The sequence below is a fragment of the Gloeomargarita sp. SKYB120 genome, assembly GCA_025062155.1.
Classification (GTDB): domain Bacteria; phylum Cyanobacteriota; class Cyanobacteriia; order Gloeomargaritales; family Gloeomargaritaceae; genus Gloeomargarita.
In genome coordinates this window covers 115,165-138,523 of sequence record JANXAM010000001.1, presented here as the reverse complement: position 1 = coordinate 138,523, position 23,359 = coordinate 115,165, and the positions used below count along the sequence as shown (strand labels likewise).

25 protein-coding genes and 2 tRNA genes are annotated in these 23,359 nt (G+C 58.7%); 9 read left to right on the top strand and 18 right to left on the bottom strand.

Annotated elements, in window-relative coordinates:
• Positions 1 to 129: 129 nt before the first annotated feature.
• The 3 genes from argF to NZ705_00725 all read right to left on the bottom strand — a co-directional run bounded on the left by argF (position 130) and on the right by NZ705_00725 (position 4,936).
• Positions 130 to 1,053, bottom strand: a complete 924-nt coding sequence (gene argF / locus NZ705_00735) for an ornithine carbamoyltransferase (protein ID MCS7291486.1) — start codon at positions 1,051 to 1,053, stop codon at positions 130 to 132.
• On the bottom strand, positions 1,050 to 2,114 hold the full coding sequence (locus NZ705_00730) for a hypothetical protein (protein ID MCS7291485.1): 1,065 nt from the start codon (positions 2,112 to 2,114) through the stop codon (positions 1,050 to 1,052). Before NZ705_00730 ends, argF begins: the two co-directional genes overlap by 4 nt.
• A 239-nt stretch (positions 2,115 to 2,353) precedes the next feature.
• Positions 2,354 to 4,936 (bottom strand): DNA polymerase III subunit alpha, encoded by a 2,583-nt coding sequence (locus NZ705_00725; GenBank protein ID MCS7291484.1) that lies wholly within the window; start codon positions 4,934 to 4,936, stop codon positions 2,354 to 2,356.
• A 146-nt stretch (positions 4,937 to 5,082) separates the two neighbouring features.
• Between NZ705_00725 and NZ705_00720 the strand changes: the two genes are divergently transcribed.
• Positions 5,083 to 6,225 carry a Re/Si-specific NAD(P)(+) transhydrogenase subunit alpha gene (locus tag NZ705_00720; protein ID MCS7291483.1) on the top strand — a complete coding sequence of 381 codons (1,143 nt, stop codon included), beginning with the start codon at positions 5,083 to 5,085 and terminating at the stop codon, positions 6,223 to 6,225.
• On the opposite strand, the gene NZ705_00715 is transcribed toward NZ705_00720, so the two are convergent.
• From NZ705_00715 to NZ705_00685, 7 genes are all read right to left on the bottom strand, one after another.
• Entirely contained in the window at positions 6,207 to 6,866 is a 660-nt protein-coding gene (locus NZ705_00715; protein MCS7291482.1) for a DUF2459 domain-containing protein, read from the bottom strand. The two genes, NZ705_00720 and NZ705_00715, sit on opposite strands and share 19 nt — an antisense overlap.
• A 9-nt stretch (positions 6,867 to 6,875) precedes the next feature.
• Positions 6,876 to 8,213, bottom strand: a complete 1,338-nt coding sequence (gene lysA, locus NZ705_00710; GenBank protein ID MCS7291481.1) for a diaminopimelate decarboxylase — start codon at positions 8,211 to 8,213, stop codon at positions 6,876 to 6,878.
• Between the two features lie 51 nt (positions 8,214 to 8,264).
• Complete coding sequence (raiA, locus tag NZ705_00705; protein MCS7291480.1) at positions 8,265 to 8,861, bottom strand: ribosome-associated translation inhibitor RaiA; 597 nt, start codon at positions 8,859 to 8,861, stop codon at positions 8,265 to 8,267.
• 133 nt (positions 8,862 to 8,994) lie between these two features.
• Complete coding sequence (locus NZ705_00700) at positions 8,995 to 9,582, bottom strand: DnaJ domain-containing protein (GenBank protein MCS7291479.1); 588 nt, start codon at positions 9,580 to 9,582, stop codon at positions 8,995 to 8,997.
• Positions 9,583 to 9,586: 4 nt separating this feature from the next.
• A complete protein-coding gene (locus tag NZ705_00695; GenBank protein ID MCS7291478.1) occupies positions 9,587 to 10,183 on the bottom strand; it encodes an ATP-dependent Clp protease proteolytic subunit in 597 nt (198 codons plus the stop codon).
• A 22-nt stretch (positions 10,184 to 10,205) separates the two neighbouring features.
• A complete protein-coding gene (locus tag NZ705_00690) occupies positions 10,206 to 10,853 on the bottom strand; it encodes an ATP-dependent Clp protease proteolytic subunit (protein MCS7291477.1) in 648 nt (215 codons plus the stop codon).
• Between the two features lie 21 nt (positions 10,854 to 10,874).
• Positions 10,875 to 11,363: a DUF721 domain-containing protein gene (locus NZ705_00685; protein ID MCS7291476.1), complete on the bottom strand. Its 489-nt coding sequence runs from the start codon at positions 11,361 to 11,363 to the stop codon at positions 10,875 to 10,877.
• Positions 11,364 to 11,511: 148 nt separating this feature from the next.
• On the opposite strand from NZ705_00685, the gene NZ705_00680 reads away from it, so the two are divergent.
• Together NZ705_00680 and NZ705_00675 are read left to right on the top strand one after the other, a co-directional pair.
• Positions 11,512 to 11,787: an RNA-binding protein gene (locus NZ705_00680; protein MCS7291475.1), complete on the top strand. Its 276-nt coding sequence runs from the start codon at positions 11,512 to 11,514 to the stop codon at positions 11,785 to 11,787.
• A 115-nt stretch (positions 11,788 to 11,902) separates the two neighbouring features.
• Positions 11,903 to 12,571, top strand: a complete 669-nt coding sequence (locus NZ705_00675) for a C40 family peptidase (GenBank protein ID MCS7291474.1) — start codon at positions 11,903 to 11,905, stop codon at positions 12,569 to 12,571.
• On the opposite strand, the gene NZ705_00670 is transcribed toward NZ705_00675, so the two are convergent.
• Entirely contained in the window at positions 12,562 to 14,082 is a 1,521-nt protein-coding gene (locus NZ705_00670) for an NAD(P)H-quinone oxidoreductase subunit N (protein MCS7291473.1), read from the bottom strand. The genes NZ705_00675 and NZ705_00670 overlap by 10 nt on opposite strands.
• 62 nt (positions 14,083 to 14,144) lie before the next feature.
• Positions 14,145 to 14,417 carry a DUF3143 domain-containing protein gene (locus NZ705_00665; protein ID MCS7291472.1) on the bottom strand — a complete coding sequence of 91 codons (273 nt, stop codon included), beginning with the start codon at positions 14,415 to 14,417 and terminating at the stop codon, positions 14,145 to 14,147.
• A gap of 85 nt (positions 14,418 to 14,502) precedes the next feature.
• Between NZ705_00665 and NZ705_00660 the strand changes: the two genes are divergently transcribed.
• The 4 genes from NZ705_00660 (at position 14,503) to pstA (ending at position 17,944) form a co-directional block, all read left to right on the top strand.
• Positions 14,503 to 14,766: a DUF5340 domain-containing protein gene (locus NZ705_00660; GenBank protein ID MCS7291471.1), complete on the top strand. Its 264-nt coding sequence runs from the start codon at positions 14,503 to 14,505 to the stop codon at positions 14,764 to 14,766.
• Positions 14,767 to 14,908: 142 nt separating this feature from the next.
• Entirely contained in the window at positions 14,909 to 15,922 is a 1,014-nt protein-coding gene (locus tag NZ705_00655) for a PstS family phosphate ABC transporter substrate-binding protein (protein ID MCS7291470.1), read from the top strand.
• A 75-nt stretch (positions 15,923 to 15,997) separates the two neighbouring features.
• Positions 15,998 to 16,948 carry a phosphate ABC transporter permease subunit PstC gene (gene pstC / locus NZ705_00650; protein MCS7291469.1) on the top strand — a complete coding sequence of 317 codons (951 nt, stop codon included), beginning with the start codon at positions 15,998 to 16,000 and terminating at the stop codon, positions 16,946 to 16,948.
• Between the two features lie 15 nt (positions 16,949 to 16,963).
• A complete protein-coding gene (pstA, locus tag NZ705_00645; GenBank protein MCS7291468.1) occupies positions 16,964 to 17,944 on the top strand; it encodes a phosphate ABC transporter permease PstA in 981 nt (326 codons plus the stop codon).
• On the opposite strand, the gene NZ705_00640 is transcribed toward pstA, so the two are convergent.
• Both NZ705_00640 and rsfS read right to left on the bottom strand, forming a co-directional pair.
• Positions 17,945 to 18,029 (bottom strand) — tRNA-Ser (locus NZ705_00640).
• Between the two features lie 12 nt (positions 18,030 to 18,041).
• Entirely contained in the window at positions 18,042 to 18,416 is a 375-nt protein-coding gene (gene rsfS / locus NZ705_00635) for a ribosome silencing factor (GenBank protein MCS7291467.1), read from the bottom strand.
• A 91-nt stretch (positions 18,417 to 18,507) separates the two neighbouring features.
• On the opposite strand from rsfS, the gene NZ705_00630 reads away from it, so the two are divergent.
• Positions 18,508 to 19,326 carry a class I SAM-dependent methyltransferase gene (locus tag NZ705_00630; protein ID MCS7291466.1) on the top strand — a complete coding sequence of 273 codons (819 nt, stop codon included), beginning with the start codon at positions 18,508 to 18,510 and terminating at the stop codon, positions 19,324 to 19,326.
• Here the strand turns inward: NZ705_00630 and NZ705_00625 are convergent.
• The 3 genes from NZ705_00625 to NZ705_00615 all read right to left on the bottom strand — a co-directional run bounded on the left by NZ705_00625 (position 19,299) and on the right by NZ705_00615 (position 22,306).
• Positions 19,299 to 20,633 carry an S-layer homology domain-containing protein gene (locus NZ705_00625; GenBank protein MCS7291465.1) on the bottom strand — a complete coding sequence of 445 codons (1,335 nt, stop codon included), beginning with the start codon at positions 20,631 to 20,633 and terminating at the stop codon, positions 19,299 to 19,301. The two genes, NZ705_00630 and NZ705_00625, sit on opposite strands and share 28 nt — an antisense overlap.
• 239 nt (positions 20,634 to 20,872) lie before the next feature.
• Positions 20,873 to 21,421, bottom strand: coding sequence for a GUN4 domain-containing protein (locus tag NZ705_00620; GenBank protein ID MCS7291464.1), 549 nt, complete (start codon positions 21,419 to 21,421; stop codon positions 20,873 to 20,875).
• Positions 21,422 to 21,451: 30 nt separating this feature from the next.
• On the bottom strand, positions 21,452 to 22,306 hold the full coding sequence (locus tag NZ705_00615; protein MCS7291463.1) for an ABC transporter permease: 855 nt from the start codon (positions 22,304 to 22,306) through the stop codon (positions 21,452 to 21,454).
• Position 22,307: 1 nt separating this feature from the next.
• Between NZ705_00615 and NZ705_00610 the strand changes: the two genes are divergently transcribed.
• On the top strand, positions 22,308 to 23,030 hold the full coding sequence (locus NZ705_00610; GenBank protein ID MCS7291462.1) for a pyridoxine 5'-phosphate synthase: 723 nt from the start codon (positions 22,308 to 22,310) through the stop codon (positions 23,028 to 23,030).
• Between the two features lie 225 nt (positions 23,031 to 23,255).
• Here NZ705_00610 and NZ705_00605 read toward each other — a convergent pair.
• Positions 23,256 to 23,329 (bottom strand) — tRNA-Arg (locus NZ705_00605).
• Positions 23,330 to 23,359 lie beyond the last annotated feature (30 nt).

Here is a 23,359-nt window from a genome sequence, read left to right as displayed (position 1 = left end):
AGTGACTAGGCCAGTGAACCCATGTCTCTACTATACATCCTTTGCTCACAGTTGCGAATTTACCGCGCTAGTTTTAAGGTTAATTTGTGCTTAGGTTAACAGCAAGTTAAGCCGGCTGTTGGTCTCCTGCTACACCAATCCCAAAACCTGGGCCAACAGGGCTTGTTGAGCGTGTAACCGGTTTTCCGCCTGGTCCCACACCCGCGACTGGGTTCCCTCCAGCACAGCTTCGGTAATTTCTTCACCGCGATGGGCCGGTAAGCAGTGTAGAACGATGGCGTTCGGATCGGCCAGGGCCAACAGGCGCTCGTTGACCTGGTAGGGTAAAAACCGGGGAAGCCGCACGGCGTTTTCCGCCTCCTGCCCCATGCTGGCCCACACGTCGGTATAAATCACTTGCGCTTGTCGCACCGCCGCCTCCGGGTCGTGGGTATGCACCAGCCGTGTACCATCGCCAGCCAACTGCTGGGCCTGTTGCCAAATGGCTCGATCCGGCCCGTGCTCTGGAGGAGTAGCCACCGTCAGATGAATTCCCATCAAGGCGCAACCCAGCAGCAGCGAGTGGCAAACATTATTGCCATCTCCTAGGTAGGCCATCTTGAGCCCCGCCAAGGCGCCGAAACACTCCTGGATGGTCAACAAGTCCGCCAGCACCTGACAGGGGTGTTCCAAGTCGGTCAGGGCGTTGATCACCGGCATGGTTGCCCATTCCGCAAACGCCACCACGTCCGCCTGGGCAAAGGTGCGAATCGCCAGCACGTCCAGATACCGGTCTAACACCCGCGCCGTATCAGCAATCGGCTCGCCGCGTCCCATCTGGATTGCGCCCGGATTCAGGTCAATCACCTGGCCCCCCAAGCGCATCATGGCCACCGTAAAACTGACGCGGGTGCGGGTCGAGGCTTTGGTAAACAGCAACCCCAACACTCGTCCCTGGGCATTGCCAACTGCGTGCCCCTGCTTACATAGACGCGCTAGCTCCAGCAGGCTGTGGATCTCCGCCGCTGAAAAATCCGCCATGCTCAAGATGTCGCGGCCCGCCAGGGTATTCATCGCGCTTGCACCAGCACTAGCTCGGTTGGCAGACTGGTTTCATTACCCGAACGCGCTACCGCCCGCACCCGGTACTCGGCCCCTGCTGGTATGACCCCCCGCCAGGGAACACTCACTTCAAAACGCCCGTTGGCATCGGCGACAATCTCCTGATTCACGAGGGTCTGCGGCGCGACGGTGATCACCCCCCCAAGAAAGGGCACCTGGGATGTCACCCGGATTTGCACCACCGCCTGGGGACGGGTTTGCCCGACTAACGTGAAGCCGCGAGTGCGAATTTCATCGCCGTCCTGGTGACTAATGAATCGCGGTTGCAAAGGAATGACAGATGGATTGCTCGGTCCCGGCAACGGCGCTGGGTTAATCGGGGGCAGCGGCGTTGTCGTCGCTGTGGCGATAAACTCGACTGGCTGAGGGGCTGCCGCATACACCACCTGCCCATCCCGCTGCAACCGGGCCACCACTATGCCATTGCCAAACACATCCCCGGGCTGCACGGTTTTCGTAGCCACGTACACCCCTGGCGACACTTCCTGAGTGCTCAAGGCTTCCGGCGCCCGTCCTTCGCGGATCAACCAGATGGTTGCCTGGGAACGGGGCGTGCCGTTAATCGTGGCTAAAAATGTACTCCCCGGCCCCAAGGGTTGGCTATCGGCATTGTGACTGACTGCCCGGATTTGTACCTGCGCCTGGGGTTGTTGCACCCGGAACGACCATTGCACGGTACGCGGTATCCCATCCATGCCTGCGTAGGTTACCCGCACCGTGTTGCGCCCCGGCGGTAGAGGGCTGGGAGGCCGGTAACTGAAAAACATGCGCGTAATGGTACTTTGGGCGGTCACGTCCCGGTCATTCACAAAAATCCGCACCGAATTGGGATTCACTGGCCCGCCGCTAAACACACCGGAAATGGATGTATCGGGGGGCACCTGCCGACTGTCCGGCTCAGGATTGGGGTCGGTCACTTGCTGCGCGACAACTGCCGGCACAAAAACTGCTGGCGCTAGGATTCCACCCATCAACCCTAAACTCACTAACCCAGTCACAATAACCCGCCGCATCCGCTTCATCGTCTGGCTCCTGTGGCTTGATTGTAGTCCATCCTCTCCCGATGCAATTGCTCCACGCCGGGTTCCCGTGACTCGCTTCTTGACAAAGATTTTCAACAAGTGCTATGTTAATTCTCGAGTTCTCCTCTCTCAGATGGATACACAGGTCAGCCAGGGCGGTCTGCTCTGGCTCTTTTTATCTTCGGAGGCGGGCTTTACCGGCTCAAGTGTTGCATAAAAGTTGCAAAAAGCTAAACTCGCGCCAGGGAGACAACTGGCACTGACAGCAACTCTAGTCCTTGGGTAAAGATGTCATCTATGGGTCGCATCTGGCCGTCGGTGGTCATGAACTCGTGGTCGGGGGTGGCGCGGATAACCGTGCCGTCGTCGAGTTCATATTCATAGACTATCTGTTCGCCCCGGTCGTGCCACTGGGCGATGGGCTGGGTGTAGAGTTCGCCCTGGTCGTTGACGCTGTACACGGTGCAGGCCAAGCGCTGCTCCACAATGTGGCCGATGGGTAAAGGACCGTATTCCACGGTCAGCACTTCGGTTTCGTAGGTGAGGCAATATTCCGCAAACAACACCATTTGTTCAAACAGGTCCACGGCGATTTCTTTGGGGATGCCGTTTTTGGCTGCGCCCTCTAGGAAGACTTGCCGTTGTTTTTCCATTTCTTCGGGTTTCTTTTTCCCCATGGCTCGCCGCAGCAAATCCGCTTGCCCCAGGGAATAACCGGCCATGTCCTGGGCAATTTTCATGATTTGTTCTTGGTAGATGATGAGCCCGTAGGTTTCCTTCAGGATGGGTTCGAGCAGGGGGTGGGCGTAGGCAATCCGCTCGCGCCCGTGTTTGCGGTCAATAAATTTGGGGATAAGACCGGCATCCAAGGGGCCAGGGCGGTACAGGGCCAAAATTGAGGAAATATCTTCAATGCTGGAGGGTTTCAGGTCGCGGACAATCTGCCGCATGCCCGCCGATTCCAGTTGGAAAATGCCCTCCACTTCGCCCCGTTCTAAAAGGGCGTAGGTTTCAGGGTCATCCAAGGGCAAGTGGTCCAGGTCAAGGCGGACCTGATGGTTTTTTTCCACCAGTTCCACCGCCTGGCGAATCAGGGTCAAATTGCGCAGCCCCAAAAAGTCCATCTTGAGCAACCCCAGGGACTCAATATCCTCCATGGCGTACTGGGTGATAATCGCCCCGTCGTTGTTGCGCTGCAGGGGCACCAGTTCGTCCAGAGGTTGCGGGGAAATGACAACCCCAGCGGCGTGAACGCCGAAGGTCTTGTTGACTCCCTCAATCCGCATCGCCAGGTCAATCCAGTGGCGGACTTTTTCCTCCTGTTCGTAGCGGGCTTTGAATTCGGGCGACGGCGTGTCGTCGCTAATCATGTCCTGCAGGCGGGCGGGTTTGCCCCGGAACACGGGAATGTGCTTGGCCATCTGGTCGGCTTCCCGGTGGCTGATGCCCTCCAGCACGCGCGCCACATCCTTCAACACCGCTTTAGAGGTCATGCGGTTGAAGGTGATAATTTGGGCAACCCGGTCGCTCCCATAACGCTGGGTCACGTACTCAATCAAACGGTCGCGGTTGTCCATGCAAAAGTCGGTGTCAATGTCGGGCATGGACTTGCGCTCGGGGTTCAAAAAGCGCTCAAACAACAGGCCGTGATGCACAGGGTCAATGTTGGTGATTTTCAGAGCGTAGGCCACTAGGGAACCGGCGGCAGAACCGCGTCCTGGTCCTACCGGAATCCCGTGGTCCCGCGCGTATTTAATGTAATCCCACACCACCAAAAAATAGCCGGAAAATCCCCGCTGTTGGATCACTTTCAACTCATAGGCCAGGCGGTCTTTGTAGGTGGCGGGAATCTGGTCTCTTTTCACCCCCAACCGCTCCGCCAAACCTTGCCAGGCTAGGTGCTCCAAATAGGTGTCCACGGTGTGCCCCACCGGCACGTTGTACTCCGGCAGGCGGGGTTCCCCCAGGATGTGGTAAGGTTCGATTTTCTGGGCCACCTCCAGCGTGGTTTTGAGAGCCGTTTGAATCACCGTCTCCTCTAGGTGGTCCCGAAACAGTTGCGCCATTTCCTGGGCGGATTTCAGGTATTCGGTGCCGCTATAGCGCAGGCGCTTGGTGTCGGTAATGAGCTTGCCGGTTTGGATGCATAGCAGGGCATCGTGGGCCTCGACATCAAAGCAGGAAATGTAGTGGGAGTCGTTGGTGGCGATGTATTTAATCCCTAGCTCGTGGGCAATGCGGACCAATTCGACATTGACGATGCGGTCTTCGGGATAGCCGTGGTCCTGCAGTTCCAGATAGAAATCGTCTCCAAAGGTCTTTTGATACCAGGCGGCAATTTGGCGGGCCTCCTGCAATTGGCCCTGGAGAATTTTTTGGGGAATTTCGCCTCCCAAACAAGCGCTGGTGACAATCAGCCCCTCCCGATAGGTCGCCAGCAGTTCTTTGTTGATGCAGGGGCGCGAAAAAATACCTTTGCCTTGCACACCCTGCAGGTGGGAAATCGTAGTGAGTTTGACCAAATTTTTGTACCCTTGGGTGTTTTTGGCCAGCACCACCTGGTGATAGCGGGGGCCGGGCTGCGGCTTGGTGATGTCGCCGTTGATCACGTACATTTCGTTACCAACGATGGGTTTGATGCCCCGCTCGCGGCATTGCTTGATCAGTTCAATCGCACCGTACATCACGCCATGGTCGGTGATGGCAATGGCGGGCATGTTCAAGGCAACGGCCTGTTCCACCAATTGGGGAATTTGACTCGCCCCATCGAGCAGGCTGTACTCTGTATGGACGTGCAGAGGAACAAAGGACATGGAAACCGGCGCAAAATAGTACAAGATGGCATTGTAAAACACGGAGACAGATGGTGAGCGATCCCAAAAATTTTCTGGAGTTTTGCTGGGAAAAGACGGGGATATGCCACACTGAAGCAGCCAATGGGGTCAGTTGAGGTCAAACGATGCGGGTGGCGGTCCTAAAGGAACGGGAAGCAGGTGAGACACGGGTGGCCCTGGTGCCGGACGTGGTTGGGCGTTTGGTGCAACGCGGTTTCACCGTCGCGGTTGAGCAGGGAGCTGGGGTGGCGGCCCACTTTCCCGATGCAGCTTATGTAGCCGCCGGTGCCGAGGTGGTCGCGGACCCGCAAGCCCTGTTGGCTGAGGCCGACCTGGTTCTCAAGGTAGCCCCACCTCAGGAAACGGAGGTGTGCTGGATGCGCCCTGGTGCAGTACTGATCGGGTTTGTGGACCCGTTGGGGCGGCCCTTGCTGGTCAAAGGCTTGGCCCGGCAGGGGGTGACGACCTTCAGCCTGGAGATGATGCCCCGCATCTCCCGCGCCCAAAGCATGGATGCCCTGTCGTCCCAGGCGTCCCTGGCGGGGTACAAGGCGGTGGTCCTTGCAGCGGCCCACTTGCCCAAGTTCTTCCCCATGCTGACAACGGCGGCGGGGACGATTCCCCCAGCCAAGGTGTTTGTGGTCGGGGCGGGGGTCGCAGGTTTACAGGCCATTGCTACGGCGCGGCGCTTGGGAGCGGTCGTGGAGGCATTTGACATCCGTCCCCAGGTGAAGGAGGAGGTGCAAAGTCTAGGCGCCAAGTTTGTCGAGGTGACCCTGGAGGAAGCGGTTGAGGCAGGCGGCGGCTATGCCCGTGAATTGTCGGAAACTGGCCAGGAAAAGTCCCGCCAGCTCATTCGCGATGCGGTGGCGCGGGCGGATGTAGTGATTACCACGGCGCAAGTGCCCGGGAAACGGGCGCCTCTGCTGGTGACGGAGGCGATGGTGGCCCAGATGCAACCTGGCAGCGTGATTGTGGACGTGGCAGCGCCTCAGGGGGGCAATTGCGCCTTGACAGAACCTGGCCAGCTGGTCGTCAAACACGGGGTGACCATTCTTGGGCCGCTAAATCTTCCCGCCTCGATGCCGGTTCATGCCAGCCAGATGTACAGTAAAAACCTGTTGAGTCTGCTCAACCTGATCCTTCCAGATGGACAGCTGCGCCTGGACTTCGACGATGAGATTATTGGGTCAGCCTGCATCACCCACGCTGGGGACATCCGCTCGCAACGGGTAAAAGACCTGCTCCCTCAGGAACTGGCGGCCTGAGGACAGGGACAGGCGTTCCGGCTGTGCCAGCGCACACTGGCAGTCAACAGGGGCAACCAGGGCATGGGCACCCCCACTTGGTCGAGGGCGTCCGCCGTCCAGTGGTTGCAGGTAAACAGCAGGGAGTAGGTCGCCTGGGCCTGGAAAAATTGACCAGTCCAATGATGGCCCCGTCCCAGCGGGATCACGCGCCCCTGGGCGTCGCGGCGAAAAGACTGCTGAATGTATGCCACCAATTGCCGGTACTGGGCGGGTTGGAGACCCAGGCACTGGGCGTGCTGGGGAATGCGAGACACAGGGTTAACGTAAATAATGCCCGCGTTGGCCCAAAACAGTGCCCGTACCCCGTCCGGCCAGCGTTGCCACAGCGGAGCGGGCGCGTCCATGTAGAACCGCTGCTCGCCAAAGCCGAAGCTGAGATAGGCGGGTTCACGGGGCGTGATGGTAGACAACGGCAACACCTGGCCCCAGTCAAAGTAGGGGTTCTGGCGGGGCAGGATCAGGTCGCTGTGGAGCAGGTCCCCCACCAGGTAAACGGCGATAGGGCAAGGGGTTTCCTGGGCAACGGGCCAGCGGCGGGGCATGAGACTCCCCAGCGCCAGGAACGCGGCCAGGCCCCCCACGCTTAACCACCGCCGCATAGGAACGTCCTAGGCAGTGAACTCCAGCCGCGCGGGCAAGCAGTCGTGGCGCAACAGGTCGTCCCACGTTTCCCGCTGAACCATCAGTGCCGCATCGCCGTCCTGGACCACCACCGCTGCAGGGCGAGGCATCCGATTGTAGTTCGAAGCCATGCTGGCGGTGTAGGCCCCCGTCGCCAAGACCACGAGCACGTCTCCCGGCTGAGTCAAGGGCAAGGCGATGTCCTGGATCAGCAGGTCTCCCGATTCGCAGTGCTTACCCGCAACCGTTACCGTTTCCGCAATCGGCGCGAGGCAGCGATTGGCCACCAGCGCCTGGTAACGGGCTTGATACGTAATCGGGCGGGGATTGTCTGACATCCCCCCATCCACGCTGATGTAGGTGCGTCCCTGGGGGATTTCCTTGCGCCCGCCGAGGGTGTAGGCGGTGACGCCGGCGGGTCCAACTAGGGAACGTCCCGGTTCGCATAGCAGCACAGGCAACGGCACGCCGCGCCGCTGGCAGTGCTGGGCTATCCCCTCGCTGACGACCTGCACCCAGGCACGAATCGAGGGGGGCTGGTCCGTCTCCACGTAGCGAATACCCAACCCGCCACCCACATTGACTTCTTGCAACGGCAGGCCCGCCTGTAACCCCTGCGCGTAGTAATCCACCAGCACCTCCGTCAGGTCGCGATGGGGGTCCAGGGCAAAAATCTGGGAACCGATGTGGGCGTGCAGGCCCCGGCACTCCAGGGACGATTGGCCCAGCAGCCAGTCCACCAGCGCCGGCCATTGACTCGGGTCAAACCCAAACTTGCTGTCCAGGTGCCCCGTGCGGATGTAGGCGTGGGTATGGCACTCAATCCCCGGCGTCAGCCGGAGCAGGATGGGAACGCGCACCCCCCGTTCGTGGGCCAGCGCCGCTAGGGTTTTCAGTTCATGCCAGTTGTCCACCACCACTCGGCAGCCGTAGGTCAAGGCCAACGCCAGCTCCGCCTGCGATTTGTTGTTGCCGTGGAAATAGACCTGCTCTGGAGAAACCCCCAAGCGGATGGCGGTGGTCAATTCCCCTCCAGAAACCACGTCCAGCCCTAGACCTTCGCTGACGACGATTGCCAGCACTCCCAAGCAACACCAGGCTTTGGCGGCGTAGAGCACGCGACTCGGCCCTGGATAGTACTGGGCGAACGCCTCCCGGTACTGGCGACAGGCGGTGCGCAGAGTCACCTCATCCAGGATGTACAAGGGCGACCCCCAGCAAGCCACCAGTTCCACCACGTCGCAGTCGCCAATGGTCAGATGCCCCTGCGCGTTGACGCTGGCAGTTAGGGGGAGCATTTGCTGGTTGGGCGCGACGTCCATCATGGGGGGTTCTCCTACACAGAAGCCTTTCTAGTGTAACCCCCCTGGGGGCCCCTAGGCATGCGGTTTGGGTTGCCCGTTGCCGCGCGGTTGGATCAAGCCGTAGCCACCGTGATTGCGTTCGTAAACCACGTTGATTTCTCCCGTCTCGGCGTTGCGAAACACGTAGAAGTCGTGGTCCACCAATTCCAACTGCTCCAGGGCCTCCTCCACCGTCATGGGGGGCATGGCAAAGTATTTGCGACGCACCACCGCCTTGGGCAATTCGGGCAACCGGTCGGTGGTGGGGGTCACCAGTTCCCCTGTTGCAACCGGCACCGGTGTTTGATGGAGCTTGGCCTGCCTTTTCTCCTTGAACTTGCGCATCTTGCGGTTTAACTTATCCGCCACCAGGTCAATACTGGCGTAGAGATTTTCGCTTTGTTCCTCGGCCCGCAGGACATGGCCCTTGGCATAGACCGTTACTTCCGCAATGTGGGTGTCGTGAATGCGGGGGTTGCGGGCGACTGCTAGGTGGGCATCCACCTCCGTAATCCAGCCGTTGAAGGGGTCCAAGGCTTTGTGCAGCTTATTTTCCACATACGCACGAATGGGGTCAGTAATGGCAATGTTCTTGCCGTGAATCACAATCTTCATAGGCGTAAACCCCACAGAAATTGGTGTCGGCTATACTTCTACGCTATCACCCGTCCTCTGACCTCCTACTGGTCTTTAACCTTCTTGTAATTTCTTGTTAACCTTGCCGAAACCCCCTTGCAAAACGTAACAGTAAACCCCAAGGAAATTAGACCTTCATGCGTTGTTCCAGACGGATAAATTCCCGGTTTACCTCTTGCCAGAGCAGACCGTTGTGGGGGTCGAGACGCAAGGCTGTTTTGAGGCAGCCCCGCGCTTTGTCCCACTGGCCCTGGTCAATGAGAGCGCGACCCCAGCGCTGATAGGTATAGGCTTCCCAGGTGCGGATGTCTGGGTCCTGGGGAAACCGTTGTCGCAGGGTCTCCAGTAGGGCCACCGCCCGCGGAAACCGTCCCTGTTCCAGTAGTGTTCGCCACTGCACCTGGAACTTGTGTTTGAGGGCCTGCTCTTCGGGCGTCAGCGGCGGACTGGTTGGGGGTGTGGGTGGGCGCTGGACTTCGATGCGCACGGAGTTTCTGAGGGACGCAGCACTCGTCTCCCGGGTCAAATAGTCCAGCAGATAGCGGTACGCCTGGTGCAGGGCAATAAATCGTTCGTGACTTTGCTGGTCGTCGGGGTGTAGGTCCGGGTGGCATTGCCGCGCTAGACGCCGGTAGGCCGCTTTGACCTCCGCCAGGGACGCCCCCACCGCCAACCCCAAACGGCGATAGCTCTGCACCAGTTGGGAGTCCGTCATGCGGCTAGGGCGCTTTCCCTTCAATCACCTTGTCCACAATCCCGTAAGCCAGGGCCTCCTGGGCGGACATGTAAAAGTCCCGTTTCTGGTCCTGCTGCACCTTCTCGAGGGGTTGCCCTGTGTGATGCGACAGGAGCAGGTTGAGCTGGTGGTCAATGCGCAGCACCTCCTTGGCCTCGATTTCGATGTCCGAGGCCTGGCCCCGCGCGCCGCTGGACACCTGGTGAATCATAATCCGCGAGTGGGGCAGCGCCAGCCGTTTCCCCTTGGTGCCCGCCGCCAGCAAAAACGCGCCCATCGAGGCTGCCAGCCCAACGCAAATCGTCACCACATCCGATTTCACGTGCTGCATCGTGTCGTAAATCGCCAGCCCTGCGTGGACCGAACCCCCTGGGGAATTGATGTACAGATAAATATCCTTGCCTGGGTCCTCCGAGTCCAGGTACAGCATCACCGCCACAATTTGGTTGGCAATTTCGTCGTCAATTTCTTGCCCCAGAAAAATAATCCGTTCTCGGTAGAGCCGGTTGTAGATGTCAATCCATTGGGTGTAGGGTTCACCGGGGAGACGGTAGGGAACTTTCGGGATACCCAGCGGCATAGGTGACCTTCCTCCACGCAACCTAGGACTTGGACAGGGCTTGGGTCAGCGCCGGCGGCAGTTTGCGGGTCGGCTCCAAAATCCGGTCAATCAACCCGTACTCCTTGGCCTGGTAGGGGGTCAGGTAAAAGGTGCGGCTCATGTCCTTGGCGATTTTGTCCCGCGGTTGTCCCGTGTTGGCCGCCAGGATGTCTATCATCACCTCGCGGTTGTGCAACACTTCCCGCGCCTGGATTTGGATGTCCGATGCCTGGCCCCGCGTGTAACTCCGACTCTGGCGCAAGATGATCGAGGCATTGGGCAAGCTGGCCCGATGACCTTTGGTGCCCGCCGACAACAGCACTGCCGCCATCCCCATCGCCACGCCGATACAGATGGTATGCACCGGCGGTTTGATGTAGGCCATCGTGTCGCAAATAGCAAAGCCCTCGGTTTCCCAGGCCACTGGCTCGCCGTCAAACCGAGACGTTCCAGTCGAGTTGATGTAAAAGTAAATCGGCTTTTCCGGGTCTTCGTACTGCAGGTAGAGCAACTGGGCGATGATCAGCTCAGTGACCTGATAGACGATGGGCATCCCCAGGTAGATGATCCGCTCCTTCAGCAACAGCGATGGCAAATCCGGCGGCGGTGTGCGGTAGTAGTAATCGCCGTAGTAGGGTGATTGAACCATAGCCCTTCTCCCAGACCCCTCCTAGTGTAACCTTTCAGGCGCCAATTCCGCCGCCCGGCATAGGCTACATATCCCCCAGCGGTCGAGTTCCACCAAGGGCGCTGGCCGCTGACAGCGGGAACAGATGGGCGGCCGCCGATAGGCTGGCGTCGGCGCGCAGGGGGACGCCAGGGTACGGGTGCCACCGCGAAAGATACGACCGGCGGGTGGTTGACCCTGCGGCGTCAGCAGGGGCCGAAACCGGATATCCTGCAAGGGCTGGGGTAACAGAGCGTTCAATCGCTGGAGCAACCGCTGGCGTTCAAAGGCCAGGTTTTGCGCCCAGACCGGCGAGCGGGTCGCCACGTACAACACTGCTTGCCGGATGTAAAGCGGTTCCGTTTGCTGCTGAATAGTAGGTCCCACCACCTCCGCCCACAGATGCACCAAGGCTTGCCACTGGCGCCAGCGTTCCCAGGTCGGCCCCCCCTCTAACCGCTGCAAAATCTGGCCCAGCGCGGCTAACCCCATCACGCCCCTAGCCGATTCCCTACAGGTAAGTTATCATAAAGGGGTGCTGCGGTCGTTTTGGGTCAGGAGTCTTCTCGGTTCAATTCGGCTAGAAGAAATTTTCCGTAACCGACGGCGCGGTCATTGACAATTTTGCTGAGGCATAGCTATGACCATTTATGTGGGTAATTTGAACTATCGGGTCACCAAGGAGGACCTGCGCGACGTCTTTGCTGAGTACGGCGATGTCAAGAGCGTCGTTTTGCCGATGGACCGGGAAACGGGTCGGATGCGGGGGTTTGCCTTTGTGGAAATGCAAGCCGACGAGCAGGAGGACCGGGCCATCAGCGAACTCGATGGTGCCGAATGGATGGGGCGGCAGTTGCGGGTCAACAAGGCCCGTCCCAAGGACAACCGTCGGGATGGCCGCCGCTCACGGGTCTAGTGGGGTGTTTTTGTGGCAAAACGCCGAAATCCCAAGAAGGAAAAAGCGTTGCGGAATCGGGCCTATGCCCGCAAATTTAGCCGTAGAACCGGAGCCAGAACGAAGGGAATAGGTCATGCCCTACTACCGGTGCCGTAGGGCGCTCAATCTCTACGACGCACCCACCGGTGACCGGTTGGCCACCCAGGCGCAAGCGGGGCGATGGCTCTATCCGGGAGAACGCCAAGGCGAGCGGTTGCGGGTGACGCTGGCGGAGGATGATTACGTGGGCTGGCTGGACGTGGCGGACTGGGACCAGGTCCTGGTCACCCCCGAACCCTATGACCCACCGCAACTCAACCGCGCCGCTATTGTGCCGCGACTTCCCCTAGTGATTGCCTTTGCGGTGCAGGCGATGGGACAACCCCATGTCTATCGCTGGGGCGGCACGGTCGGACCAGATTTCGACTGCTCCGGTCTGGTGCAGACGGCTTTTGCCCAGGCGGGCATCTGGCTTCCCCGCGATGCCTACCAGCAGGAGGCCTTCATCCAGCCGATCCCCGCTGAAGCCCTCGCGCCGGGAGACTTGGTGTTTTTCGGAACGGCGGAGCGGGCCACCCATGTAGGGATTTATCTCGGCCAGCAGCAGTACATCCACTGTTCAGGTCCCGACCAGGGCCGCAACGGCATTGGCGTGGATTCCCTGGGACCTGACCGGGGACCCATTGGCGAAACCTATCGTCGGCAGTGGCGTGGGGCGGGGCGCGTTATCGCCTCCTACCAACCCAAAACCCGCTACCCCTGAGCAATGCGCTGGGCAAGCGCCGGTTGTAAAAAGGGTGTCGTGTTCACCGCCTGGTTGGCGACCGTCAGCAGGGGATTGGCCAGAAGTCCCGCCACCGCCGTCACCACCACACAGGTCACCAGCGTCGCCCGCAGCTCCGGCAAACCAGGATAGTTCCAGGTAATCGCCGGATAGTTCTGCACCGCCAGGGACATCTCTTGGGGCTCTTTCACCACCGCCATCCGCACCACGCGAATGTAGTAGTAAATGGAGATCACGCTGGTCACCAGCCCAACAAACACCAGGGTATAGGCCCCCGCTTGCCAGCCCGCCCAGAAGATATACAGCTTGCCGAAAAAGCCCGACAGGGGAGGAATCCCGCCCAAAGAGAGCAGGCATAGGCTCAATCCTAGGGTCAACAGGGGGTCTTTTTGGTACAACCCAGCGTACTCATTGATTTCATCCGTTCCCGCTCGCAGGCTAAACAGGATCACGCAGGCGAACGCCCCCAGGTTTGTGAACAGATAAATGAAGGTGTAGAACAGGATGCTGGCGTACCCCTCAGGCGTGGCAATCGCCAGCCCGATCATGAGAAAACCCGCCTGTCCGATGGAGGAATAGGCCAGCAGGCGCTTGAGACTCGTTTGCGTCAACGCCACCACATTCCCCAGCACCATGCTCAGGATTGCCAGCGCCTCGAACACAAACCGCCACTGGGGTGTGGCCTCGGGAAACGCCGTCACCAGTAACCGGATGGCCAGGGCAAAGCCCGCCGCCTTGGACCCCACCGATAAAAACGCCACCACCGGCGTCGGCGACCCCTCGTACACATCCGGCGTCCACTGGTGAAATGGCACTGCGGACAACTTAAAAGCAACCCCTGCGATGACCAATACCAGCGCCACCAGGACACCTAGCGATTGCCCGAGGTCCTGGCGCACCAATTGCCGCGCAATAGCACCTAGCTGGGTTTCTCCCCCTGACAGGCCGTAGAGCAGCGACAGGCCGTACAGAAAAATCGCCGAGCTAGTTGCCCCGATGAGCAAGTACTTTAGCGCCGCCTCATTCGAGCGCACGTCCCGCTTCATGTACCCCGCCAGCAGGTAAGACGCTAACCCCAGGGTCTCCAGGGACACAAACACCATCACCAGCTCGTCCGCTCCCGCCAGGAACATCCCGCCCACCGTTGCCACCAGCAGGATGGTGATATATTCCCCTAGGGCGCTGCCCACTTCCTCGACATAGCGAATCGCAATCAGCACCCCAATGGCGCCGGACAGGGCGATCATCCCCCGAAAAAGGATGCCGACTCGGTCAGCCTGGAAACTACCGGCAAAACCCGTCGTCTCGGGCAACGACCACTGCCAGCCCAAGGCTGCCACTGCCCCTAGCAGTCCCGCGACCGCCAGATACGGCGTCCAACGGTAAGCTTGGCGTCCGCTGACCAAATCCGCCAGGAGAACCAGCGTCAACGTCACCACTACCACTAGCTCGGGGACAATCGTCACCGTGTTGAGGGCTGCCAACGACATCACTTCCATAACCGTCCTCCGGGGCCACTTCCTTTTAGGGTAATGGAATTCAACGCTGTTGGCTAAGGCCCCTGGAGAATCCCTGTCTCAACTTCTTGGCGGCTCAGGGAATAGCGAAAATGCCGCACCACGTCACGCCCCCCCGCCGCCCCGCGATAGCGCACCCTTAGCTCTTCAATTTCTAGAGACAGTTCCGCTTGCCAGTCCCTCTGTTGCAAGAACCAGCGGTGGCGCTCCTGCTCATCCTGCTGGGCGCCCAACGCTCTCAACCACTCCTCAATCGCCGTCAGCGAATGGTTGTAAAGCGGCGTATCAGGACTCGGCCAGCGGCCCATGAACCGACGCTCCAGCCACGGCACTCCTATTCTAACCCAGGCATCAAAGCCACTAAAATGAGAGATACGGTTTTGTACGCATCCTATGAAATCTGTCATCCTGCCCGCACCCATCCACTACGAGCTACTGATGCAGCTTTTGGAACGCCACACTCTTCGGGCCTTAGACCATTATCCCGGCCACCGCCAACAACTCCATGACCTACTGGCTACCCTGCGCAAGGCCAGCGTTCAACAGGAGTGCCTTGAGGAAGAATGCCGCCGCGCTGGCTTCACCGTTGAATACCGCTGGTCCATCCACCAGGCCGAATCACCCACCTGTCTCAACCCCATCCCGGGCCGGAACTAGCCAATTTAAGGAACGGTTAAGAACTGATTAAAAGATGGCCAAGAGAAGGATTTTGCCTTGACAGAGGGGATTTTTTTGAAACAATAAAGGAGGGATACAAGCCCGTAGTATGTAGCTCCTACCCAAGGGAGGGATGAACTATATGAAAACAACGACAAAGCTGTGGGCCCTGACGACGGCGGCGACGTTGACAGCGAGTTTGGCCGGAGTGACCCACGTCGCAGCCCAAACGCGGCCAGTTATTAAAGCGGACGGTTCCAGCACAGTATTCCCCATCACAGAGGCGATGGCGGAAGAATTTCAAAAGGTGAAGCGGGGTCAAGTGCAGGTGACGGTGGGCGTTTCTGGAACTGGTGGTGGCTTCAAGAAGTTCTGCAACGGTGAGACGGACATTTCCAACGCATCGCGGCCTATTTCCAAGCGGGAAATGGAAGCCTGCCGAGCCAAGAACATCTCCTATATTGAGCTACCGGTGGCCTTTGACGCCTTGACGGTGGTGGTCAATCCTAAGAACAACTGGGTCAAGCAGTTGACGGTACAGCAGCTGCGGACCATGTGGGAGCCGGCGGCTCAGGGGAAGATCAAGAGCTGGAATCAGATTGACCCGAGTTTCCCCAACCGACCGCTGCGGCTGTTTGGACCTGGCACCGACTCGGGGACGTTCGACTACTTCACGGAAGCGATCATGGGCAAGGCCAAGCAAAGCCGGAGCGACTACACGGCCAGTGAAGATGACAACGTGCTGGTGCAAGGGGTGGCCACTGACGTGAACGCGTTGGGCTACTTTGGGTTTGCCTACTACGAAGAAAATGCCAAGCGCCTGAGAGCGGTGCCCATCGTTAATTCCCAAGGGAAAGCGGTTATGCCGAGCCGGAAGGCAGTGGAAGATGGCTCTTACAACCCCCTGTCGCGGCCTATCTTCATCTATGTGAATGCCGAATCTATCCGGCGGCCTGAGGTGCGGGAGTTTGTGGAGTTCTACATGCGCAATGGGACTAAGCTAATTCCCAAGACGGGTTACATTCCCTTGCCCAGTCGGGCTTATGCCGCTAACCTGGACACCATTCGGCGCAACCGCACAGGCACCGTGTTTGGTGGGGAAAGCCGGGTGGGCTTGACCATTGACGAGCTGCTGAAGCTAGAACGGGTGAACTAGTTTGTGTCGGTGGAGGAGGGCATCCCTCCTCCCGCATCCTAGTCAACTCCTTCAACCCAACTGGAGTCGCGTTCTATGACATTTGTTGATCAGGGGTTTGCCACTTACGAGCAACAGCATGTGCGGAGCCGCTGGGTCAACCGCATCATGCGAGGAGTGACTTGGGCCTTTGCTTCGTTTTCGATTGTGGTGACGGTGGGCATCACCCTGATTCTTGTTCTGGAAAGCATCCTATTCTTCCGGAAATTGGCGTCAGAGGGGCATTCCTGGACCCAATTGTTCACCGAAACTGACTGGACCCCTCTGTTTGAACCGCCGCGTTTTGGCGTGATTGCCATCATCATGGGGACCATCATCACGTCGGTCATCGCCATGATTGTGGCCTTGCCGGTGGGATTGCTGAGCGCCATTTTTTTGAGTGAGTATGCGCCGACGCCGGTGCGGGCGGTCTTGAAGCCGATGCTGGAGATCCTGGCGGGTGTGCCGACAGTGGTGTATGGCTTTTTCGCGCTGTTGGTGATTGGGCCGGCGCTGCAAAAGATGATTCCCAATGGCGAGGAGGTGGTGGCCGGGTTGAACGCCACAAGCGCCGGGTTTGTGATGGGCATTATGATCATTCCCCTGGTGGCCTCCCTAAGCGAAGATGCTCTCTACGCTGTACCGAATTTGCTGCGCGAGGGAGCCTACAGTTTGGGGGCGACCAAGTTTGAAACCATTTTCAGTGTGGTAATTCCGTCGGCGCTGTCGGGGATTGTTTCAGCGTTTTTGTTGGCTATATCACGAGCGGTGGGGGAGACCATGATTGTGGCGCTGGCGGCAGGACAAAACCCAGCGTTGAATCTGAATCCCCTGCAATCGGTGATGACGATTACGGCGTTTATTGTGCAGGTGAGTTTAGGGGACACGCCGACCGGCACCCTATCGTTCTACAGCATCTTTTTTGCCGGCTTTATCCTGTTTTTGATGACGCTGGTGCTCAATATCTTGGCAGACTGGTTTGTGCGCAAGTATCGCATCATTTACTAGCGTTGAGGTGTAGCGATGACCGTTACCCTACCCCCAATTGAAGGCAATTTCCGGTCCAATTACGAGTCGCGTAAGCTCTGGACGAATGTTTTTGCCGTCATTGCCTTCCTGGCTACGATTTTTGGATTATTCTTTTTGGGCCTGTTGCTCTACGACGTGTTTAGCCAGGGGTTGCCCTATTTGAACTGGAAGTTTTTGACCACGTTCCCCTCACGGGACCCGTCAGAAGCTGGTATCCTGTCGGCGCTGGTAGGTTCGATTTGGTTAATGTTTTTGATCCCCATCTTTGCGTTTCCCCTGGGGATTGGCGCGGCGATTTATATGGAGGAGTACGCCGACCGGGATGTTTGGTACAACCGGATGTTAGAAATCAATACCTCCAACCTAGCGGGTGTGCCTTCCATCATCTATGGGTTGTTGGGGTTGGAGCTGTACGTGCGGCTTCTTGAGCCGATTACCAAGGGGCGGACGTTGCTGGCAGGGGCGCTAACGCTGGCGACGCTGGTGTTGCCGGTTGTCATTATTTCAACGCGCGAGGCTATCCGGGCGGTACCGCGAGAGATTCGAGAAGCTGCCTATGGGGTGGGCGCGACGATGTGGCAAACGATCTGGTATCACGTGTTGCCGATGGCGTTTCCTGGGATCCTGACGGGGACCATCCTGGCGCTGGCGCGGGCGATTGGGGAAACGGCACCGTTGATTACCCTGGGGGCGCTGACGTTTATTGCGTTTTTACCCCCCTGGCCGGTGACGACAGCCGTGAACGAGCAGGGACAGGTGGTTATCGAGAAAGTGTCCTGGGGATTAGGTTCGTTTATTCAGGCACTGCAAACGCCCTTTACCGCTTTGCCCATTCAAATCTTCAACTGGGCGAGTCGTCCCCAGAAGGAGTTTCACCAGGTGGCTGCCGCTGGCATCATTGCCCTGTTGGGATTGCTAGTGGTTATGAACAGCGTGGCCATTGTGTTGCGGGCGCGGTTCCAGCAACGGCGTTAACGGAGAGGGCGGGATTCGAACCCGCGGAGACTCGCGTCTCGCTCGATTTCAAGTCGAGTGCAATCAACCGCTCTGCCACCTCTCCCTGGGGGCTATTTTAACCGACGGGCGCGAAGGCCAGCCGTTCGGCATGGGCCCAGAAGCGTTCCAGGTCGTAGAAGGCTCGCTCGCGGGGTAGAAAGATATGTACAATCACATCGCCGTAGTCCTGCAACACCCAGCCCCCCTCGGGGGAACCCTCTTGATGGCGGGGTCGCCTGTGACACTGCTGGGCCGCCTGTTCCTCAATGGACCGAGCAATGGCCCGCACTTGGGCTGGCGAATAGCCCGTCACCAGGACAAAGTAGTCGGCAAGGTAGGAAACCTCAGCAACCCGCAGGAGAAGAATATCTTGGCCTTTGCGCTCCTCTGCCGCCCGAGCAATGGTCAGTGCCAGTTGAGTGGCGGGGTCTGAATACCGCTCGTGAGTCATCCCGTCGGAGCTACACACTTACTTTGATCCTACCGAAGCAGGGTCGCGGCCGTGGTACTCTGGGGGACAAATTTAGGGTTTTTTATTTTTTATGGCGGCCTACTGGTGGGGAAACGCGGCCAAATCCTGGATTTTGCAGGACTTGTTGGCGCGGCTAGGGAACCAGCGCCCCTGCGTCATTTTTGATTACGGCTGTGGCGATGGAGGTCACTGGCCGCACGTGCTGCGGGATTATCCCCAAATCCAGTGGTGGGGGTTTGAACCCCATCCCCAACGGCGGCGACAGGCGGAAAAACGGCTCGCGGGTTTGCCGGCCCGGCTGGTGGGTTGGGCGGAGTTGGAACAGATACACCTCCAAGCCGACTTCATCGTGAGTTTCAGCGTGTTGGAGCATGTGTACGACCGCCGCCGTTACCTCCAGATGGCCAAACGCCAACTGGCACCCCACGGCATTTTTTATCTCAATTACGACGACGGCCATTTCCGCCCCCACCTGGAGGTCCAGCGGTTAGAAACTTGGTTACCAGCCTGCCGGGTGGCCCTGCACAATGGGTTGGCCCCACTTCTTGCCCGCCTGGGGTATGTCGCGCCATTTCAGCAACGGGTCGTCCAGGCTGAGATTGACGCCCTGCTCCAGGAACTGGGGTGGCATATCCAAACCGTTTTCTACAGCAATTTGGAATGCCTCAAACGCCTAGACAAAACCCTGCCGGCTGCGCAGAAAGACCAGTTTATGGCGTTGTGGTTAGACCTGGAAAAACGGTTAAACCAGGAATTTCGACACGCCGGTCCCCCAATCTACGGAGACAACTGTAATTTGTGGCGGGTGATGCCCTCGCGCACCCTGGTGCTGACCCATTCCCCAGAGCCAGTGACCTCAAGCTACGGCAACGGCACGTTGACTGGTTGATTGACGGTAAGCACCAGGTCGCTGTTGGGTTCCAGAACGATGACCTCCCTGACCTGCTGCCGGTCTGCTGCTCCACCCACGACCGAACCCAGAACCGCGCCGCCTAGGACTTCGGCTGCTGTGATGCGCCGGTCTCCCGATAACCCTCCGATAGCAGCGCCGATGCCTGCGCCGATGCCGAAATCCCGCAGGGCTTTTTCCGGTCTCCGGCCCCAGTTCAATCCGGCGGCAGCGCCTGCGACCGTACCCGCCAGCACTTCGCCCGCTTCGATCCGCCGGTCACCTGATACACCGGCAATCAAGGCTGCGGCAGCCGTGCCCACCAGGGCACCAGGCAAGATGGGCCGCAAACTGCGCTCGCTGATTTCCCGCGTCTGCCGCACCGGCGCGGAGGTGGCATCTAGGGGAAGGCTTTGGCCGCGTACGTTGACCTGCTGGGCGACAAACTGGGACCCTTGACCCGCCGGTTGGAGCCGACCCGTAATCGTACTCCCCGCCGGCAACACCACCCGACCGCGACTGTCTCGCACGTCTTGAGCAACAGTCAGCGTCAGCGGCAGCGTGTCCTGGGGCGTCACAATCACTCGTTGATTCCCTAGGCGAGCGACAATGAGGGTTCCCTGGGGCAGAGTGGCAACTGGGGTTTGCACTGGAGTGGCTAGCGTGGCGTTGGCAATGTACTGACTGGGAATGCCGGCTAGCTGCAAGCTCTGACACAAACTGGCCGCCACATCCGCCCGTGTTGCCCATTGATTCGGGCGCAACAGCGTGACATCTGGGTAGTTGACCACCAACTGCCGTTCACTCGCAGCAGCGACGCCTGGGCGGGCGTAATTGGGAATGGCATCGGCATCGCGGTACAGCCGGTTCAGAGTGACGTCTGGGGCTTCCGTCGGGTTGAGATTTAACCCACTGCTGAGGGCCACCAGCACCTGCACCCGTGAGATGTTTTGCTCGGGTCGAAAGGTGCCATCGGGATAGCCAGACATGAACCCTGCGCTGGCCGCTTGGTTAATCGCATCGTAGGCCCAAAAGCTCGGCGGGACATCCCGAAACCCCATGCTCGTCCGACCGGCACCCGTGAGGAACGCCCGGCTAACCATCGTGGCAAATTCGGCTCGGGTCACCGGGTTGTCAGGGCGAAATGTGCCGTCTGCATAGCCGCCGATAATATTGCGGCTTGCCAATTGTTGAATGCAATTTTCAGCCCAAAAGTTCCGGGTATCCCGAAAGGCGAAACTGGGGGTTATCAAAAGCAAGCTCAAGCCGCTCGCGCCACCGAGACGCACAAGAAGATGGATGTTCATAGACGTTGCATCATTCACCTAGACTGCTAGGACAGACAGCCAACCGTCATCGCAAGTTCCCCGGAAGACACAGGAAACTTTGAGAACCAACGATCCGTTATTTGTGTCCCTCTAAGCCACGGTCGTTTGTCAGGGGGATAATTGCCCTGCAACCTACAAGATAATTTCCGGTCACGTTCGCCTTAAAGTTGCACCTCAAACCCAAGTCCACGCCTGCGCTTGGGGAAGCTGGGCTTAGTCTAAAAACTTTCTAAGGCGCATCGGAGAATGCGCTGGGCCAGGGAATAGCCAATCCCTTCTCGCATGGGGTAGTAGCCGTCGAAATCGGGATGGCCCCATAAGTTGGCGGTGCTGCGGGTTTGAGACCAGATTTGCTGCTGGACGATATAGCCGTATTTGCCGTTGGAATAAACACTCCACAATTTGTTGATAATCTTCAGGTCAATGCAGGGCAAACGGTCAATGTCAGTGGCATCTAAAAAACCCCGCTCTTCCGCTTTTTGCCCGGCAATTTTTAACAACAAACGCTGGGTTTCCAAATCCGCTGCTTCCCAGTCCTTTTGGGCGAGTAATTCTTTCAACCGGCTATAATTGACTCCCGACGCCTGCAGGAGCCAACTGTCACTCATGGCTAGGCAGTTTTGACAGGGAGTTGTGATCACCTCCAATTGCCGCAGCCGCTCTAACAAACTATCGCGCCCCAGCCGTAAATTCTCATTTTCCTGGCGCAACAGTTCGTTGGCTCGCCGCAGCAGGCTGAGTTCGGTGTGCAGGTCCTCCAGCCCCATGAAACCATACCGTTTTTTTCTCTTATAGTATCAGGCTTCCCCCAACCCTTCACTCACTAGGGACAACCCGACGACAAGACCTGTCATCGCCAGACCTGGAAACAGGGTCGTCCACCAGATGCCTGTCGGTAAACTGTCGAGGGCCTGGGCCAGCTCGTGTCCCCATTCCGGCGTCTCCGGCGGCAACCCTAACCCCAGAAACCCCAGCCCCGCCAAGGTCAAGACGGCATCAGCGCTGTTGACACTCACCAACACCGGCAAATCGCGCCCCAAATGCCGGCTCAGATGCCGCCCCAGAATGGCTAGGTCACTGGCTCCCAGCGCCCGCGCCGCCTCCACAAAAAGTTCGTTTTTCAAGCTCATCGTGTGGTTGCGAATGACTCGGTAGTACTGGGGGATATAGGCAATACTCAGGGCAATCGCTGCATTCAGCACCCCTCGCCCCACCACAAAGGCCACCGTTAGGGACAACAGCAAGCCCGGCAAGGTGTAGAGCGTATCCATTAAAAAAAGCAGGGTCTTATCCACCTTGCCGCCCCAGTAGCCGCTAAAGGCCCCCAGCGGCAACCCGATACCCAAGCTCAAGCTGGTCGCCCAAAGCACGACCTGCCAGGCCACCCGCGCGCCAAAAATGACCCGGCTGAGTACGTCGTATCCTTGACGGTCCGTGCCAAACCAATGCTGGGGACTGGGCGGTTGTTGGGGGACATGGTTGAGGAATTCCTGGGGATCCGGTAGACCCAGTCCGACAAACCAGGGAGCCAGCAGTGCCGCCAGCCCGTAAACCAGCACCAGCCCCAGACCGACTAGGAGAAAGACCCGCTGGGTGGGAGATTGACGTTGCCAGAAGGGTAGAATGGCAGAAAACGGATAGGAGTCCCGCACGGTGCCCAAACTCGGTGTCAATATTGACCATGTTGCCACACTCCGCCAGGCGCGTCGCACGACGGAACCGGACCCCGTTGCCGCTGCCGTGTTGGCTGAATTGGGGGGTGCTGATGGCATTACCGTCCACTTGCGGGAGGACCGGCGGCACATCCAGGAACGGGACGTGCGTTGCCTGCGCCAGACCGTGCAAACCCACCTGAATCTGGAGATGGCGGCGACGCCGGAGATGGTGGCAATTGCGCTCGATGTCCGCCCAGACTACGTGACCCTGGTGCCCGAACGGCGCGAGGAAATCACCACCGAGGGTGGGTTGGACGTGGTGGGAAACCTCAAGGAATTGACCCAAACCGTGGCAACGCTGCAAGACCAGGGGATACCTGTGAGTTTATTTATCGACGCGGAGCCAGAGCAAATTCACGCCGCCCAGCAAACCGGCGCTCGCTGGATTGAGCTGCACACTGGCCCCTACGCGCAAGCTCACCAGGAAATGGAACGCCAGCAGGAACTGCAGCGGTTGACCTTGGGGGCCAAACTGGCTCAGGAGTTGGGCTTGCGAGTGAATGCAGGTCATGGGTTGACCTATCAAAATGTGTATCCAGTGGCCTGTATTCCTGGCCTGGAAGAACTCAACATCGGCCACAGCATCATCAGTCGCGCCGTGCTTGTGGGATTGACGCAAGCAGTGCAAGATATGAAACGGGCTATGCGAGGAGAACTATGACGGCTGGCGATGGAACTCAAGCCAAGTTACCTAGGCTTGTCATCTCTCGGATCGCAGGGCGTAGCCCCGTTCTTAGTTTTCCGATTATCCATCTGGCAAGTTAACGTAGCTTGGCTATAGGTTTGCCAGTGGTAGGTGGCCTTCCTTGTGGGAGTGAAACATAACGCAGGCTGGATGGGGGTGTTCCTACGCCAATTTTGCACCAATTTGCACTGTTGGGGCAAACGGGACTGGCCGGAGTTGAACCGGCGGCCTAGCGCTTAGGAGGCGCTTGCTCTATCCTACTGAGCTACAGCCCCACTCCCAGCCTTATCATACTCTCTCTAGCT

Bases quoted from the DNA above. Each gene is read 5' to 3' on its own strand.
- NZ705_00730 (MCS7291485.1), bottom strand. From the start codon at position 2,114: ATGCGGCGGGTTATTGTGACTGGGTTAGTGAGTTTAGGGTTGATGGGT.
- NZ705_00630 (MCS7291466.1), top strand. From the start codon at position 18,508: ATGGCGGCCTACTGGTGGGGAAACGCGGCCAAATCCTGGATTTTGCAG.
- lysA (MCS7291481.1), bottom strand. From the start codon at position 8,213: ATGATGGACGTCGCGCCCAACCAGCAAATGCTCCCCCTAACTGCCAGC.
- pstA (MCS7291468.1), top strand. From the start codon at position 16,964: ATGACCGTTACCCTACCCCCAATTGAAGGCAATTTCCGGTCCAATTAC.
- NZ705_00665 (MCS7291472.1), bottom strand. From the start codon at position 14,417: ATGGGCCGCTGGCCGAGTCCTGATACGCCGCTTTACAACCATTCGCTG.
- NZ705_00690 (MCS7291477.1), bottom strand. From the start codon at position 10,853: ATGGTTCAATCACCCTACTACGGCGATTACTACTACCGCACACCGCCG.
- NZ705_00680 (MCS7291475.1), top strand. From the start codon at position 11,512: ATGACCATTTATGTGGGTAATTTGAACTATCGGGTCACCAAGGAGGAC.
- NZ705_00720 (MCS7291483.1), top strand. From the start codon at position 5,083: ATGCGGGTGGCGGTCCTAAAGGAACGGGAAGCAGGTGAGACACGGGTG.
- argF (MCS7291486.1), bottom strand. From the start codon at position 1,053: ATGAATACCCTGGCGGGCCGCGACATCTTGAGCATGGCGGATTTTTCA.
- NZ705_00675 (MCS7291474.1), top strand. From the start codon at position 11,903: ATGCCCTACTACCGGTGCCGTAGGGCGCTCAATCTCTACGACGCACCC.
- NZ705_00625 (MCS7291465.1), bottom strand. From the start codon at position 20,633: ATGAACATCCATCTTCTTGTGCGTCTCGGTGGCGCGAGCGGCTTGAGC.
- NZ705_00695 (MCS7291478.1), bottom strand. From the start codon at position 10,183: ATGCCGCTGGGTATCCCGAAAGTTCCCTACCGTCTCCCCGGTGAACCC.
- NZ705_00670 (MCS7291473.1), bottom strand. From the start codon at position 14,082: ATGTCGTTGGCAGCCCTCAACACGGTGACGATTGTCCCCGAGCTAGTG.
- NZ705_00715 (MCS7291482.1), bottom strand. From the start codon at position 6,866: ATGCGGCGGTGGTTAAGCGTGGGGGGCCTGGCCGCGTTCCTGGCGCTG.
- NZ705_00620 (MCS7291464.1), bottom strand. From the start codon at position 21,421: ATGGGGCTGGAGGACCTGCACACCGAACTCAGCCTGCTGCGGCGAGCC.
- NZ705_00725 (MCS7291484.1), bottom strand. From the start codon at position 4,936: ATGTCCTTTGTTCCTCTGCACGTCCATACAGAGTACAGCCTGCTCGAT.
- pstC (MCS7291469.1), top strand. From the start codon at position 15,998: ATGACATTTGTTGATCAGGGGTTTGCCACTTACGAGCAACAGCATGTG.
- NZ705_00685 (MCS7291476.1), bottom strand. From the start codon at position 11,363: ATGGGGTTAGCCGCGCTGGGCCAGATTTTGCAGCGGTTAGAGGGGGGG.
- rsfS (MCS7291467.1), bottom strand. From the start codon at position 18,416: ATGACTCACGAGCGGTATTCAGACCCCGCCACTCAACTGGCACTGACC.
- NZ705_00700 (MCS7291479.1), bottom strand. From the start codon at position 9,582: ATGACGGACTCCCAACTGGTGCAGAGCTATCGCCGTTTGGGGTTGGCG.
- NZ705_00660 (MCS7291471.1), top strand. From the start codon at position 14,503: ATGAAATCTGTCATCCTGCCCGCACCCATCCACTACGAGCTACTGATG.
- NZ705_00655 (MCS7291470.1), top strand. From the start codon at position 14,909: ATGAAAACAACGACAAAGCTGTGGGCCCTGACGACGGCGGCGACGTTG.